This is a genomic window from Bacillus sp. AFS017336, from assembly GCF_002555445.1.
In the GTDB taxonomy this organism is placed as follows: Bacteria; Bacillota; Bacilli; order Bacillales; family Bacillaceae_G; genus Gottfriedia.
Genome location: NZ_NUCO01000011.1, coordinates 1 through 15,247, shown reverse-complemented (window position 1 = coordinate 15,247; position 15,247 = coordinate 1). Strand labels below are relative to the sequence as shown.

The window sequence follows — 15,247 nt, the reverse complement described above, 5'->3', positions numbered from 1 at the left end:
AACACTTCTAGGACATCCTCTTCTTATCTAATTATTTTCTTCTTTTTTGTAGCGAATAATGGTCTTTATATCACCAGAATCATCTGTATCCATAATGAATGATCCATTGCTATACTGATCACTGTTTCTTAGATCAGTTGGGTCTATCGTTTCAAATTGTCCAGACTTACTTAACAATGCAAACATATCATTTTGATTAACTGCGTATACGCCAATTAATAAATGTGGATTGTTTTTTAAGTCTCTTAAAACTTTTACTCCTCGTGTACCTCTTGAACTTTGAGGAATTGTATCGAGTTTCATTTTTTTAATGGCTGCTCGATGTGTTGCACAGAATATTTCTTTCACTTCTTCACTAATAATGTCTGCTGATATAACAATATCATTTTCTTTTAAGTTAATTCCTTTAACTCCGCCAGCTCTTAAGCCTTGAATACTTATTTCTTCTACATTAAATATCAATGTGTATCCAGCGCTAGTCGCTAATAATACACGGTTTGTTTCCGAGGTAACTCCTGCAAAAATTAATGCATCATCGGATTTAATCGACATTCCGACTAGTGGTTTCGAGTAGCGTTGAACTTTTAACTGTTGAATGCTTGTACGTTTTACAATTCCATTTTTTGTTACAAATAGAATAAACTCTTTATTTTCTTCAAAATTATTCACAACTGTTGCAGAAAGTATTGATTCGTCGCGTTCAATTGGAATAATGTTCGCAACGTGTTGCCCCATATCTTTCCATCTGATATCTTGCATTTCATGAATTGGTAAGTATAAATAATTACCTTTTGAAGTAAAAAGAATCAGCGTATCTGTTGTTGTACTTTCCACTTGATATATTAAACGGTCGCCTTCTTTCATACCGTAATCTTTTCCATTTGAGGCAGAAAAAGATCTTGGGCTTGTTCGTTTAACGTATCCTTCGCTAGTTACTGTTACGATGACATCTTCTTGAGCAATTATATCTTCTCTTGCAATTTTAATTTCTTCAATCGCTCCTTGAATTGTAGAACGTCTGTCGTCTGCATATTTTAATTTGATTTTTTTTAAGTCTGTTTTTATAACGGATAATAGCTTTGTTTCACTGTTTAGAATTGCTTCAAGTTGTTTAATTTTCTTATCCAACTCGTCAGCTTCCTCTTGCAATGCAGTAATATCAGTATTTGTTAAACGGTATAACTGTAACATGACAATTGCTTCAGCTTGTAGTTCAGTAAAATCGAATTGAACGATTAACTTGTCTTTTGCATCTCGTTTGTCATTTGCAGAACGGATTGTTGAAATAACTTCATCTAAAATTGATAGTGCCTTCATTAAACCTTCTACAACATGTTGACGAGCTTTCGCCTTTTTCAAATCAAACTTTGAACGATTTGTAATTACTTCTTTTTGATGCTCAATATAAGCATCGAGTATAGCAGGTAACGACATTTGTTTAGGTGTACGATTATAAATCGCAACCATATTAAAGTTATAAGGTATTTGAAGCTCCGTATTTTTATATAAATAATTTAAAATTGCTTCATTATTTGCATCTTTCTTTAATTCGATAACAATGCGTAGACCAGTACGATCTGTTTCATCTCGCACTTCAGTAATTCCATCTACTTTACGATCAAGACGAACTTCATCCATTTTCTTTACTAAATTCGCTTTATTAACTTCTGAAGGAATTTCTGTAATGATAAGTGCTTGTTTTCCACCGCGAATATCTTCAGTGTGAACACGGCTACGAATGATGATTTTACCTTTTCCAGTTTCGTATGCTTTTTTAATCCCATCTACACCTTGAATAATACCACCAGTAGCAAAATCAGGTCCGTGGATTACGGTCATTAAATCATCTACTGAACAGTTTTTATTCTCAATACGCATAATTGTCGCATCGATTACTTCACCAAGATGGTGCGAAGGTATTTCAGTTGCATAACCGGCTGAAATTCCTGTACTACCGTTAACTAGTAAATTTGGAAACATAGATGGTAAAACAACTGGTTCCATACTCGTGTCATCAAAGTTAGGTACAAATTCGACTGTTTCTTTATCAATATCTCTTAACAATTCACTTGCAATTGCTGATAATCTAGCTTCGGTATAACGCATAGCCGCTGGTGGGTCTCCATCAATACTACCGTTATTTCCATGCATTTGGACTAAAACATTTCTTAATTTCCAATCTTGACTGAGTCTTACCATTGCATCATATACAGATGTGTCACCATGCGGATGATAATTACCAATAACATTACCGACTGTTTTAGCCGATTTACGGTATGGTTTGTCTTGTAAGTTACCTTCAACATGCATTGAATATAATATACGTCTTTGTACAGGCTTTAATCCGTCACGGGCATCAGGTAAAGCCCTCTCTTGAATAATATATTTACTATAACGACCAAAACGGTCACCTAATATGTCTTCTAAAGGGATATTATATAATTTTTCCGATGATTGCATCAGACATTGCTCCCTTCTGATTCTACCTCAACTTGCTCATTGTTTAAGATTTTATCCTCTTCATCTAAATCAAATACTACATTTGATTCAATCCATTTACGTCTTGGTTCAACTTTATCACCCATTAGAGTAGTTACACGACGATCCGCTCTTGCTGCATCATCAATTTTCACTCGAATAAGCGTTCTAGTTTCTGGATCCATTGTTGTATCCCATAGTTGGTCAGCATTCATCTCACCAAGACCTTTGTACCGTTGAATCATATACCCTTTACCAACTTTTTTGATTGCATCTTGTAGGTCTACTTCAGACCAAGCATACTCGATTACTTCTTTTTTTCCAGTACCTCTACTTACTTTGAACAAAGGAGGTAAGGCAATATAAACTTTACCAGCTTCTACTAATGGCTTCATATAACGGTAAAAGAATGTTAATAAAAGTACTTGTATATGCGCTCCATCTGTATCAGCATCGGTCATAATGACAATTTTGTCATAATTAACATCTTCAATTTCAAAATCACTACCTACTCCTGCTCCAATTGCATGAATAATTGTATTAATCTCTTCATTTTTCATTATATCCGCTAATTTCGCTTTTTCAGTATTGATTACTTTACCACGTAAAGGCAAAATTGCTTGGAAACGGCGATCTCGTCCTTGTTTTGCACTTCCACCCGCTGAATCACCCTCAACTAAGTATAATTCATTTTTCTGTGGATTACGTGACTGAGCAGGAGTAAGCTTACCACTTAATGATGTTTCTGAACGCTTTCTCTTTTTACCACTTCTTGCTTCTTCGCGCGCTTTTCTTGCTGCTTCTCTAGCTTGATAAGCTTTTATAGATTTTTTAACTAATGAAGTCGCAATATCTGGATTTTCTTCAAGGAAATATGCTAATTGATCAGACACAACTGAATCAACTGCTGACCTTGCTTCACTAGTACCTAATTTACCCTTTGTTTGTCCTTCAAATTGAAGGATTTCTTCAGGAATTCGTACAGATACAATTGCAGCTAATCCTTCTCGGATATCCGCTCCATCTAAATTTTTATCTTTTTCTTTTAATAGATTAACTTTTCTTGCATATTCATTAAATGCTCTTGTTAAAGCTGTTTTTGCACCAACTTCATGGGTACCACCGTCTTTTGTACGAACATTATTTACGAAAGAAAGCATCGTTTCTGAATATCCGTCATTAAATTGGAACGAAAATTCAACTTCAATTTTATGGTGCAGTCCTTCAAAGAATACAACTGGATGTAGTGCTTCCTTTTCTTCATTTAAATACGCTACGAACGCTTCGATACCGTTTTCATAATAAAACTCTTCGAAAGTATCATGGCGTTCATCTTTAATTGTTATTTTTAAGCCTTTTAATAAAAAGGCAGACTCTCTAAGTCTTTCACATAAAGTATCAAAGTTAAAATTTGTCGTACTAAAAATTGTTGGATCCGGTTTAAAATGAATCGTCGTACCAGTTCTTTTCGTCTTACCAACGATTTCTAGTGAAGTGGCAGGTTTCCCACCATCTTCAAAACGCTGTTTAAAAATTGTTCCTTCACGGTGAATTTCTACTGTTAACCATTCTGATAACGCATTAACAACTGATGCACCTACCCCGTGTAGGCCACCACTAGTTTTGTAGCCACCTTGTCCGAATTTACCGCCTGCGTGTAGAACAGTTAAAATAATTTCAGGAGTCGGTTTTCCCATTTTGTGCATACCAGTAGGCATCCCACGCCCATGGTCTCTAACACTTAAGCTATGATCCTTATGAATAATCACATCTATTTGAGTCCCGTGCCCAGCTAATGCTTCATCTACAGAATTATCTACGATTTCATAAACTAAATGGTGCAGACCTCTACTATCAGTGCTGCCAATATACATTCCAGGTCGTTTACGTACAGCTTCTAAACCTTCTAGTACCTGTATCGCATCTTCATTATATGTTGTTTCATTCTTTGCCAACACCATTTCTCCTTTCTAACTAAAAACCTATATAAGAACATCTGTTCCATTATATCATAATATAAATAAAATGTTTCTTCTAATCGTTCATGTTAATGGTTTTTTTCCTAACTTACAAGTCGAACACGAAAAAAATTTATAGAGCTTGGTGAAAAAACGGGAGAAGAAGTTATAAAATTTCTTTAATCTTTCTATACCTGCTCCATGCCTTCCGTTAAAAAAACTCACTGCTTTTACAGTGAGTTTTTTTAACGGACTATCTGGTCATTGCATGTTCTACTTTAATACAACGATCCATTATGACAGTTTTACCATTCTCTTTTAACAATTGATATGCTTCTTCATTTTCAATGCCAAGCTGTGCAAAGAAAACATCACAATCAATTTTCAAAAACTCTTGTGCAACAGGTAACAGGTGTTCAGGTCTTCTAAATACATTTACAATATCAACTTTTTCGTTTATTTCTGTTAAACTCGCTACTGCTTTTTCTCCTAACACAGTATCTACGGTAGGGTTAACTGGAATAATTTTATATCCAGCATCTTGCATCGCTTTACTAACCATATAAGACGTTTTTGATGAATCGCCTGATAAGCCAACAACTGCAATCACTTTACTTGATTTTAGAATCTGTCCAATTTCTTCTCTTGATGGGTATTTACTCAATACTAATCACCCTTTCAATTTGACAATTTACATAAATAAGCGAAAAGAACAACTTTTCGCTTATTTAATCTTCTTTTATCATATTTCTAAAATCATTTATCTGTCAATCATTGACTAGAAGCTAATGTTAAAGTTGAATTTTTCAACTTACCATCTCGGTAGTAAGTAATCTTCAATTGATCTCCTACTTTTTTGTGAGAATATAAGTATTCTCTTACTGTGATTACATCTGTTACTGGTTTGTCATCAAGTGCAACGATTACATCTAATTGTTTCATACCAGCTTTTGCAGCAGGTGTGTTTGGATCAACATGTGTCACAACTGCTCCTTTAGTAACTGATTTCGGTAATTTTAATGTTTCTTCGATATTGTATTGAGGAATTTCATCAAGTGATTTTAAGCCAACACCCATAACTGGTCTAGTTACTTCACCAAATTTTTCAATTTGATCTAGCGCCGGTTTAGCAATATTAATCGGAATCGCAAATCCAATACCTTCAACAGCTTGTTCTGCTATTTTACTTGAATTTATACCGATTACTTCACCTTTAGCATTAATTAAAGCACCACCACTATTCCCAGGATTAATTGCTGCATCAGTTTGAATTACTTGTGTTTGATAATCAGCAACTCCATCTCCATCAATATCTTGTGGTATTTCACGTGCTTTACTACTTACAATACCTTCTGTTACAGTACTTTCTAAAAATCCTAATGGATTACCAATTGCAATGGCTGTTTCACCAACATTAATTTTTTCTGAGTCGCCTAATTTAGCGATATTTGTTACGTATTTTGCATCAATTGCTACTACAGCTAAATCTAATAATTCATCTGTACCAACAAGTTTGGCATCAATTAACTGCCCATCTGCCATTTTAACTTTTAACTGTTTTGCACCAGCTACAACGTGATTATTTGTAGCAACTAATGCTTTATTTCCAACTTTTTTATATACAACACCTGAACCAGATCCAGCTTCTTCAGTTTCCATTGAGAATGGATTTGAAGATTGATAATTGTTTACACCAACAACGAATTTGCGTGCATTTTGAATTGTAGTTGTTAAGTCTTCACGAGAGACATTAATAACTTGTGTTGGTACTGTATTTGTATCATTTGATAAATTTGCAGGTTTATTTGTTAAGTTAAAAACATCGGGTGAAACAATTGAGATCGTCACAGCACCGATAATAGCTCCGATAAATCCCGTTACAAGCGGATAACCACCTCGTCTACTTCTCGTTTGCCTTTTATGATTGTTTGGATTTTCATTGTTTAAATCTGTTTCATCATAGTATCCCATAATTCTTTCCTCCAATATGTAAGTATCTTTAATTGATATTAATTTAACCCACCCGTGTGTATTTGCTGTGAACTTTTAAACATAATTTGAATAAATTTTTAAATTAAAAGTAAATTCAACGCCATCTTCTTTATTATGAGCTTTAATAGTTGAATGATGTAAATCAAGAATTGTTTTTACGATTGCTAAACCTAACCCTGTCCCACCATTTTGTCTATTTCTAGATTCATCAATTCGATAGAAGCGATCCCAAATTTTATCAATTTTATCAGCTGGAATATGATTGCCTTCATTAAATATTGAAATTTTTACATATTCACCTTCATTTAATAAATTTATTTTTATGACACTTCCCGGGTTACCATAATGGATTGCATTTGAAAGAATATTAATGATTACTTGTTCTATTTTTCTTTTTTCACCAATTACTAGCGTTTCTTCATCAAGATTATAATCAAATTTATACGGATTATCATTCGAACTATTTTCAAACAGTCGAATAATTACATTTTCTATGCAATCCACAATTAAGAAAGGTTCACTTTTAAGTGTGTATGTACCTGATTGAAGTTTAGAAAGCTCTAACATATCTACTACAAGACCGTTCATGCGATCAACTTCTTCAAGGATTACATCTGCATAATAACCATTTTTTTCAATATTTAATCCATCTTTTAAACCTTCTGCATAACTTTGTACAATACTTAAAGGAGTTTTTAACTCATGTGAGACACCACTTATAAACTCTTTTCGTATTTCTTCTAACTGTTTCTCTTTTTCAATATCCTGCATTAATTTATGATTTGCTTGTTGTAAATTGTCGATTGTGCTAGCCAAATTTTCTGATAATGAATTAATCGATTTTGACAATTGTCCAATTTCATCTTCTGATTCAATATCAATTTTCTCATTAAAGTTGAGCTTTGCTAATTGATTTGTAACAGCGTTCATTTTTATTAAAGGCTTTGTAATCAGTTTTGAATAGTAAAAAGAAATGATCACAATTAATAATAAAGCAACAATAAAAGCATAAATATAAAAATCTTTTAAAACATACATTGCTTCATCTACTGGCTGAAGAGATGTAATCGCAAAAATAACTTCCTTAGACCCCTTATGTGTATTGATTGGGTAAATAAACACTTTGTTTTCTAATCCATTTGCCTTATCAAAATAGCGATAAATTAATGGATAATCGTTTTGTGTGTGGCCGGAAAAATCCTCATCACTCTTGGTCCAATCAGTAATTGCACCCATCAATGAATTCATTTGAGCAGAATAGGTATATTGATTTGCAATAGGTAGATGTAAAGTAACAACTTTCCCTTTAATTTCAACATTTACCATTTCCTGGATGCTGTTTTTAGTTGATAATTGTATAGGATTAGTAGGTTGATTTTCCTCCTCCCACACCCCCATATTCGTCTTTATATAAAGCGGAATAAAATAATCGTCTTGAACAAAACCCCGAATTGTAATACTTGAATTCTCTTTAATATTTAATCTTAAAATACTATCTATTTGGTCAGAATACAGTAGATTATTTAAAGGAACATATACTTTTTTCCCTGCGTCTGTACGTACCGTTAAATCAAAATTATTCTCAGCTTTAAGAACACCTCTTTTATCCAATACCGCTAAAGTCGTGTTATATTTTGAATAAAGCTTAGATAATTCCTGTTGAAACTGGGTATTGTTATACTTTCCTGCTTTATACGCCATTGCAAATTTAGTCAATTCTTGTGAAACAATATTTACTTTTTTATTCGTATAAAAGGATTGCATAAAGACTGACTGACCTACAAAAACAATGATTAAAAAAATGATTAACAACAAAGTTATGGATAAAAAAAGCTTACGAACAATACTCTTTTTCATCATCTACTCCTCAAACTTATAGCCCACTCTTATAACTGTAGCTATATGCTTTGCTTTATCTCCCAATTTATGTCTCAGTTTTTTTATATGCGTATCAACTGTTCTACCATCTCCAAAGTAATCAAAACCCCATATATTATTCAGAAGTTGATCCCTTGTTAAAACAATGCCTTTATTATCAATTAAGTAACACAATAACTCGAATTCTTTATTTGTAAGCAACAAGGCTTCATTATTAATAGAAGCTGTCCTTGACGAAGTGTTTATTGTAATTCCACAAATCATTTTCGTATCTTTATCGTCTTCTTTTAGATCAGTTGTTCGTCTAAGCACACTTTTTGCTTTCGCAACAAGTATTTTAGGACTAAATGGCTTTGTCACATATTCATCAGTACCTAATTCAAATCCTAATAATTGATCCTCTTCTTCTGAGCGGGCAGTAATCATAATAATAGGTATATTAGATTGCTCCCTAATTAACTTACATACTTTCCACCCATCTAATTTAGGTAGCATTAAATCTAAAATAATTAAATCCACTTGGTTTTCATTAAACTTCTTAATTCCTTCTTCTCCATCACCTGCTTCGATGACGATAAACTGATCGTTTTCAAAAAAATCTTTTACAATTTCTCTTAATCTTTTTTCATCTTCAATTAATAAAACTGTCGGATTCATAATTTTTTCCTTCCATTAAGTATAATATTAAAGACAGAATCAGGGATTATGGTGTTAAAATTGACAGATTCTAGCCATAAGCGTTTCTTCTTTGATTTACATAACCTTACTTCCCTTTTCTTTCACTTAATCCTGCTATTTAAGTCAATATTCTATTTTATTTATCTATAATTTCGCTTAAAATTGTGATAAAATGATACGATACTGCACTATTTTATATTAGTTTGAAAAGGAGCTAGAACATGAGCTTGGTCATTATAGTACTAGCCTATTTAATCGGATCTGTACCATTCGGTTTAGTAGTTGGAAAATTATTTTACGGAGTAGATATTCGTCAACACGGTAGTGGAAATTTAGGTGCAACAAATACATTCCGCACATTAGGTAAAAAAGCAGGTATTATTGTAACACTTGGAGATATTTTAAAAGGAACACTAGCAGCTTCATTACCTGTAATATTCCATTATCATGGAATTAACCCTCTAATCATTGGACTAATCGCTGTAATTGGACATATGTATCCGATTTTTGCCGGTTTTAGAGGTGGAAAAGCAGTAGCGACTTCAGCTGGGATCTTATTATACGCATCCCCACTCCTTTTTGTTGCCATAATTATAATCTTCGGGATTAGTTTAAAAATATCAAAATATGTATCATTATCTTCAATGTTAACAGCAGTAATTGCCACAGTTTTATCATTCATCATTGAATTTAAAAAAGGCGATGACTACATACTAACTTATATCCTAATCGTATTAACAATCTTTGTCGTATATAGACATCGCGCAAATATTAAAAGAATCAAAGACAAAACTGAACCAAAAGTTAAATTCTAAAAGCTCATCACAAGCTTAAGAAAAACTCAAAGATTAGAGAAATAAAGGTCTAAACACCTTTCATCTCTAATCTTTTTTATTTACCCTTTACCGTAAATATTTCTAAATCCGTTTCATTACCTAACCATTGCCATTTTACCTTTTTTTAACTAACCCAATTGCTCTACTACCTTTATTTACTTTTAACCCTACTCTAAAGCTTTCTCATAAGCTTCATACCAATCAGGGAACATTCTTTTAAATTTAATCGGTCTAAATGTTTCTTTATGAACAAGGACATGTGTCGAATTCCCGACACAGCATAGATCTCCTTCTTCGTTTATAATTTCGTATTCATATATAACTTTAAGTGGTGTAAGCGATTTTACTTTTGTTTTAACTTTAGCAGTCTGTCCATATCGTAGACTTTTCTTATACGATACATTCAAATCAATAACAGGTGAAATCACTCCTTGTGATTCCATTTCTGCGTAATTAAAGCCTAAGTCTTTGATTAATTGAGTCCGTCCAATCTCGAACCAAACTAAATAATTTGCATGGTAAACTACACCCATTGCATCTGTTTCTGCATATCTTACTTCAACTAATTTCTCTGATATCACAACGTTTCACACACCTTTTATTCTTTTTGTACATTACTAACCTATCTTAATAGTATAGGTCTGTACTAAGACATAAACAAGCAATTTGAATCAATTTTATGTCCACTTTTTTGGTATGAACTGAGACATTAGAGGGTTATTCCAAGTTGTCTAGCTAACTCCTCTCTTTGCTTTCTGATTTGGTCAGTTTCCTCTGGTTTTATGTAACTTTTATTTAGCCACTCTGGTTCAATCTCTTTTCTTATTGGCTTGTTGTATGGCTTTTTATAAGCCTTTTGAGAGCCTTTTGACTGACTAGGTCGCTTTGTATTACTTGCTTTCTTAACACCTTCTACAACTTTCTCAACAACCTTCTTACTCACCTCAACTACAACCTCAACAACATTCTTGATTACTTCAAATGGTTTATAAGGCAATAAACGAATAACATTAGTAGAACGTCTACCATCAATAAATTGAGATGATACACAAATGATTTCATACTCTTGCATACGTTTAACTGTTCTTTGTACTGTTTTAGTAGACACATTTAATTCAGTGGCAATAGTGGAGTAACTTTCGTAGAATTTGCCTTTATATTTGCGTAGTTTTGAAATGATGTATTTTACTATCATTCCAGCTTGTTTGGAGAAGTAACGTAATTTTGTTTGTAGGTGTCTATTTCCTTGTTCAAAGATTTCAGTAACATCTGTAAGAGTATTTGTCATCGTGTTTCACCTCACTTTCATTGATTATATTATTAATACTATACTAACTTATCATATAAGTCCAGACTTTTAATAGATTAACAATACTATTAATGTGTTATAATAAAAGTAAATACTTAATGAGGTGAAAAGAATGGCTATTAAATCAACAAAAGGAGCTATTACGATTTCATTAGATAAAGAAGTTATTGATAAATTAAGAGAAGAAGCAGAAAAAAATCATAGAACTGTATCTAATCAAATAGCTTTTATTATATCTGAATATGAAAGATTGAAAGGGTAATGATAATTAATTCATTACTCTTTTTTTATACTATATTTCTTCAAACACTCTTTTTTCATAGGACAGGGAATGAGACAAGGTACTGGTCAGGGTATAAGACATTTTTCTGACTATTTGTAGATTCATCAGAAAACAATTAATGTATCATAACTCATCAAAGCAAAACTCATTACCTCTGACAGACCAATATAAACAATTCTGACAATTGTATGTATGTTAAAATATAAATATAGAAAATTAACTAGGTGATCTTATGCTCAAAAAGGGAATATGTATGTTCTGCTCCCAAGAAACAATGGTTGCTCCTGTTGAGAGTTGGGACTTTACTGGAAGAACAAAGTATTATTGTCAAGCTCACTACATTGACGTTGTTAATAATCAAGAGAAACAAAAGAGAGCTTTTCTTGAGTATTATAATGATGAGTTTAAACAAAGTTGGCTGAGTCCAGAGGGTTTGGAGTTGTATAACCGATTAAATAAATAAGTTAAAAATAAGTTAAAGTTAATATAAAAAATTATTAATTGGTTAAAAAAGGAATGTTATAATTATACGTGTATTTTAAATGGTAAGGAGTGTCTTAATTGGAATTTACATTATTAGAAAATGGAACAGACTCTTTAAGAAAAGCTAAAGATTCAATTGAAAAGTTTGAAGAATTACATAGGGATCATGGTTATCACCATCTTAAAGATGCCATTATTTTTTTAAATCATGGAATTGAAATATTATTAAAATATATTCTTTCTCAAAGAAATGAATCGCTTATTTTTACTGATTTAAAAGTATATTTAGATGCAAAAAAACAATTAAAACATATGCCTTCAAAAGTAAAAGGCTTTGGAACATTTTTAGACAAATATAAACCCACTGTTTTTGATGTACCTCCTAGTAAAATAGGTAATAAAAGAATGGAAACAATTTCACTAAAAGTAGCATTAGAAAGAGTAGAGTTTTTATGTGATATATATGTCCCAGATGATTTTAAGAATGGAACATTTTTATTAAATGATTATAGAAATGATTTGACACATCACTCAATTAATTTAACCCCAGATGATGAGCATAAGTTCATCACTATTTTAAAGTCATTATATGATAATACCCTTGATTTTTTTGAGAAACACATACCAGGAACAATGGGGAAAATAGACGCTGAACGATTTGAATTAACAAAAGCTGAGTATGAAGAAATGCAACGTGAAATGCAAGAATTTTACCATGAGAGAGCAATGAGTGATATAAGTGAAGACGATTATTAATTGAAGGTGTAACTTGAATCTCTTTTTCTAGTTCAAATTACTAAAGATTTATTAACTAATCTTTCATTACTGTGAGGCACCACACAGTAACAGACAATTAAGGCACTCGATAACTGGGTGTCTTTTTTGTTTGTAAATAAATCTTAAAAAACAGACTAATTCTAAGGCAAAAATCTAATACATTTATTTATAAATTAATATAATGTATGAAGCACATTCTTTGCTTACTATCACCATTTTTTATCCACTTAAAGAGAAACTCCTTACCAAGGTTTCTCTTTTTTTAATCATCAAGTTTTTGAATTATCCATCCAAAAAAGATTATAAACAAAACACAAGCAATACCTACAATGAAAATTGCCAATTCCATTTTATCACCCTTCATCAAAGATAAATTTATAATAAATATCATCTCCAATAAATGATTGAAATCTCAACTATCTATTAAAAAGGATTGCATAGCAAAAAAATAACCTAAACCATTTACGGTCTAGGTCTTCTCTTTGTCTGCTTAAATTTGTTGTATCCTCTACCAGTGTAGGTAAACCAGTTTGTAATTGTCCCATTCCAGTTCTCTTCTACAATCCAATATCCGATTTCACACGCTTGGTACATTGCTTCAAGATAAGAATAACTATCGAATACAACTACTTGTTCAGATGTTCCATTAGAATCTGTTACTCTTACAATTTGTTGACCGTTGAAAGCTTCTATAATTATCTACCTCCAAGAGCTTTATTTAAGTGATTTTCAATTGAGGTGTTTCCATCTAACTGACGGTCAATGTCTAGCTCCATACGTTGTTCGATACTCAATGAGAGGTATTTTTCCAGAATAACCTTTGCAGCTTCACGTTTTTCTATTTTGATAAGCATTTCAATCTCATCATCAGTTAAATACTTTCGTTTATTTGTTTCTATTATACGTGTTTCAATATATCTACCATTTCTTAATTGATTCATTATAAGTCAGTTTCCTTTCTGCTCCAGTAATCGTTTAGAGCAAGCCCTTCGCTTCCAACGCTCTGATTGGCGTTTTTAGATAATCTATATTTCCTTCTGAATCGTAATAAATTCGATATTGTTCTTGCAATTGCAATTCTTGCATTTCTTTTATTCGTTCCTCCTGTTGAAGTTGAATTTCGAGCTTTTTTTTACGCTCTCTTTCCTCAACTCTCTTGATTTGGTCGATTTGTTTATTCATAATGAGTAAGTGTTTTTCGTAAGTTTCTTTATCTACTAATTCAATCGTAAAAATAAAATGGTCAATAAATCCCATATTTCCAACACCCATACGATCTGTAGCAACAAAGTGAAATACTTGTCCAGCTACATTTAATTTGTAAGCAAATGTTTTTAGTTGGTCGTGCATGACCATATTCCCACGTTGAAATTGGGTATGATATATCTCGGGGATAAACGGTTTTATTTTATTCTCAATTGTTTGGGCTAACTGAGAGAGTCCTAATCTTCTTTCCTCTGGTAATATTTCAGTGTAGTGCTTGTGTGTTAATTTAATCTGAATGTCAAAATCATAGTTCACACTTTTGTTCATTTTTAATTCTCCTTTTTGTTTGAATTCGGTCAAAACGAAGGTTTCTTGTAAATCGCCTCTATACGATCAGAAAGAAGAATTAGTAAACCTTATCTGTCTTTATAATTGGTACCAATATAAGTGAAAGTGGAATTTTCGAGGTCTTATATTGATACCAACTAAAAAACAAAAAGGAGTGTGCCCATATCCATTTCACAACGGCTATGTATTTAATGAAAATGATTGAGTGTCTCCACTCTATTGACCCCACTATCACAATAGATAGTGAAATCTAAGAGGAGAGAATGAAACGAAGGGAATGGAGTGAGTATGAAGGTTTCATACATATACTGAATTATAATGATATACTGTAAAATACTGGTAGAATGATAGAATAAATCAGAAGTTTTTATGTGTTTTTTATTGTTTTTTATTGTTTTTCACATTTAAATCCCATTATTTCGGTTATTTTTGTATGTTATAAATGCTGTAAACCCTTGTCATGACTAGTTTCAACAGGGAAACTCAAACTTTTGAACCGACTTTGTTTTCAGAACACTAGGATGCGCTTTCAGCCTTTAGCGTTTATATTCTTTTTAAAGCTCTTACCCACTTAATAGTTGTTGATAATGATTAATCATACGATTGTGATGAGTCAAAGCGTCTCTTAATGTCATGATGAATGAGGTGTTTCTCCCCTTTGATCTGTCTAACTCATTTAGTAGCAAATACTCTAACGATTGTTGAATAGCTTTGTGATAATTATAAGAATTTAATTGGTTGTTCATTTATACAACTCCTTTATATTGGTGTATATATTTCTTAGGAATATAAGCAACGATTTACATTTAATGGAAATCAAAAAAGAGAGGTATTATCCTCTCTTGACTGGAATTGTTATTACTGGTTCGTTCTCGTCAATACCTTCCCAATATGTTAGTGAGTCATTGTCTACGATTTCTCTTATCATATGGTTTTCAATTCTTCCTTTAGGTCTGTCACTCTTAGCAAAACACTCAAGAAAATCTATTGTAATATCTATTTGTAGATTTACAATGAAAAC

Annotated in this window: 16 protein-coding genes; 4 read left to right on the top strand and 12 right to left on the bottom strand. The window is 32.2% G+C overall.

Translation table 11 applies throughout. From position 1 onward, the window contains the following. Positions 1-27: 27 nt before the first annotated feature. The 6 genes from parC to CN601_RS05030 form a co-directional block, all read right to left on the bottom strand. Complete coding sequence (gene parC / locus CN601_RS05055; RefSeq protein WP_098170329.1) at positions 28-2,460, bottom strand: DNA topoisomerase IV subunit A; 2,433 nt, start codon at positions 2,458-2,460, stop codon at positions 28-30. Then, positions 2,460-4,433: a DNA topoisomerase IV subunit B gene (parE, locus tag CN601_RS05050; protein WP_257131619.1), complete on the bottom strand. Its 1,974-nt coding sequence runs from the start codon at positions 4,431-4,433 to the stop codon at positions 2,460-2,462. Before parE ends, parC begins: the two co-directional genes overlap by 1 nt. 256 nt (positions 4,434-4,689) lie before the next feature. Next, the gene (locus tag CN601_RS05045) at positions 4,690-5,100 is read right to left on the bottom strand and encodes a CoA-binding protein (RefSeq protein WP_098170328.1); all 411 of its coding nucleotides are present in this window, start codon (positions 5,098-5,100) and stop codon (positions 4,690-4,692) included. Positions 5,101-5,207: 107 nt separating this feature from the next. After that, positions 5,208-6,407, bottom strand: coding sequence for a S1C family serine protease (locus tag CN601_RS05040; RefSeq protein ID WP_098119756.1), 1,200 nt, complete (start codon positions 6,405-6,407; stop codon positions 5,208-5,210). 75 nt (positions 6,408-6,482) lie between these two features. Further along, a complete protein-coding gene (locus CN601_RS05035; protein ID WP_179865444.1) occupies positions 6,483-8,285 on the bottom strand; it encodes a sensor histidine kinase in 1,803 nt (600 codons plus the stop codon). Positions 8,286-8,288: 3 nt separating this feature from the next. Continuing rightward, entirely contained in the window at positions 8,289-8,963 is a 675-nt protein-coding gene (locus CN601_RS05030; RefSeq protein WP_098170326.1) for a response regulator transcription factor, read from the bottom strand. A 242-nt stretch (positions 8,964-9,205) separates the two neighbouring features. On the opposite strand from CN601_RS05030, the gene plsY reads away from it, so the two are divergent. After that, positions 9,206-9,799, top strand: a complete 594-nt coding sequence (gene plsY, locus CN601_RS05025) for a glycerol-3-phosphate 1-O-acyltransferase PlsY (RefSeq protein WP_098170325.1) — start codon at positions 9,206-9,208, stop codon at positions 9,797-9,799. Positions 9,800-9,987: 188 nt separating this feature from the next. Here plsY and CN601_RS05020 read toward each other — a convergent pair whose 3' ends face one another. Further along, positions 9,988-10,401: an acyl-CoA thioesterase gene (locus tag CN601_RS05020; RefSeq protein WP_257131618.1), complete on the bottom strand. Its 414-nt coding sequence runs from the start codon at positions 10,399-10,401 to the stop codon at positions 9,988-9,990. A 128-nt stretch (positions 10,402-10,529) separates the two neighbouring features. After that, positions 10,530-11,108, bottom strand: coding sequence for an HTH domain-containing protein (locus CN601_RS05015; protein WP_098170324.1), 579 nt, complete (start codon positions 11,106-11,108; stop codon positions 10,530-10,532). Between the two features lie 133 nt (positions 11,109-11,241). Here CN601_RS05015 and CN601_RS05010 point away from each other — a divergent pair, with 133 nt between their 5' ends. The 3 genes from CN601_RS05010 to CN601_RS05000 all read left to right on the top strand — a co-directional run bounded on the left by CN601_RS05010 (position 11,242) and on the right by CN601_RS05000 (position 12,651). Beyond that, positions 11,242-11,391, top strand: coding sequence for a ribbon-helix-helix domain-containing protein (locus CN601_RS05010; RefSeq protein ID WP_098170323.1), 150 nt, complete (start codon positions 11,242-11,244; stop codon positions 11,389-11,391). A gap of 274 nt (positions 11,392-11,665) precedes the next feature. Next, positions 11,666-11,875 carry a hypothetical protein gene (locus CN601_RS05005; RefSeq protein ID WP_142317307.1) on the top strand — a complete coding sequence of 70 codons (210 nt, stop codon included), beginning with the start codon at positions 11,666-11,668 and terminating at the stop codon, positions 11,873-11,875. A gap of 98 nt (positions 11,876-11,973) precedes the next feature. Further along, complete coding sequence (locus CN601_RS05000) at positions 11,974-12,651, top strand: hypothetical protein (RefSeq protein WP_098170321.1); 678 nt, start codon at positions 11,974-11,976, stop codon at positions 12,649-12,651. Between the two features lie 716 nt (positions 12,652-13,367). On the opposite strand, the gene CN601_RS04995 is transcribed toward CN601_RS05000, so the two are convergent. The 4 genes from CN601_RS04995 to CN601_RS26820 all read right to left on the bottom strand — a co-directional run. After that, on the bottom strand, positions 13,368-13,613 hold the full coding sequence (locus tag CN601_RS04995) for a hypothetical protein (RefSeq protein WP_098170320.1): 246 nt from the start codon (positions 13,611-13,613) through the stop codon (positions 13,368-13,370). A gap of 34 nt (positions 13,614-13,647) precedes the next feature. Then, complete coding sequence (locus CN601_RS04990) at positions 13,648-14,205, bottom strand: hypothetical protein (RefSeq protein ID WP_098170319.1); 558 nt, start codon at positions 14,203-14,205, stop codon at positions 13,648-13,650. Between the two features lie 584 nt (positions 14,206-14,789). After that, the gene (locus CN601_RS26500) at positions 14,790-14,972 is read right to left on the bottom strand and encodes a hypothetical protein (RefSeq protein WP_142317306.1); all 183 of its coding nucleotides are present in this window, start codon (positions 14,970-14,972) and stop codon (positions 14,790-14,792) included. 86 nt (positions 14,973-15,058) lie between these two features. Continuing rightward, on the bottom strand, positions 15,059-15,247 hold a 189-nt coding region (locus CN601_RS26820; protein WP_179865443.1), incomplete at its 5' end, for a hypothetical protein.

Excerpts from the sequence above, each read along its gene's own strand:
- parC (WP_098170329.1), bottom strand. The coding sequence starts at position 2,460 with ATGCAATCATCGGAAAAATTATATAATATCCCTTTAGAAGACATATTA.
- CN601_RS05040 (WP_098119756.1), bottom strand. The coding sequence starts at position 6,407 with ATGGGATACTATGATGAAACAGATTTAAACAATGAAAATCCAAACAAT.
- CN601_RS05035 (WP_179865444.1), bottom strand. The coding sequence starts at position 8,285 with ATGAAAAAGAGTATTGTTCGTAAGCTTTTTTTATCCATAACTTTGTTG.
- CN601_RS05030 (WP_098170326.1), bottom strand. The coding sequence starts at position 8,963 with ATGAATCCGACAGTTTTATTAATTGAAGATGAAAAAAGATTAAGAGAA.
- plsY (WP_098170325.1), top strand. The coding sequence starts at position 9,206 with ATGAGCTTGGTCATTATAGTACTAGCCTATTTAATCGGATCTGTACCA.
- CN601_RS05015 (WP_098170324.1), bottom strand. The coding sequence starts at position 11,108 with ATGACAAATACTCTTACAGATGTTACTGAAATCTTTGAACAAGGAAAT.
- CN601_RS05010 (WP_098170323.1), top strand. The coding sequence starts at position 11,242 with ATGGCTATTAAATCAACAAAAGGAGCTATTACGATTTCATTAGATAAA.
- CN601_RS05005 (WP_142317307.1), top strand. The coding sequence starts at position 11,666 with ATGTTCTGCTCCCAAGAAACAATGGTTGCTCCTGTTGAGAGTTGGGAC.
- CN601_RS04995 (WP_098170320.1), bottom strand. The coding sequence starts at position 13,613 with ATGAATCAATTAAGAAATGGTAGATATATTGAAACACGTATAATAGAA.
- CN601_RS04990 (WP_098170319.1), bottom strand. The coding sequence starts at position 14,205 with ATGAACAAAAGTGTGAACTATGATTTTGACATTCAGATTAAATTAACA.
- CN601_RS26500 (WP_142317306.1), bottom strand. The coding sequence starts at position 14,972 with ATGAACAACCAATTAAATTCTTATAATTATCACAAAGCTATTCAACAA.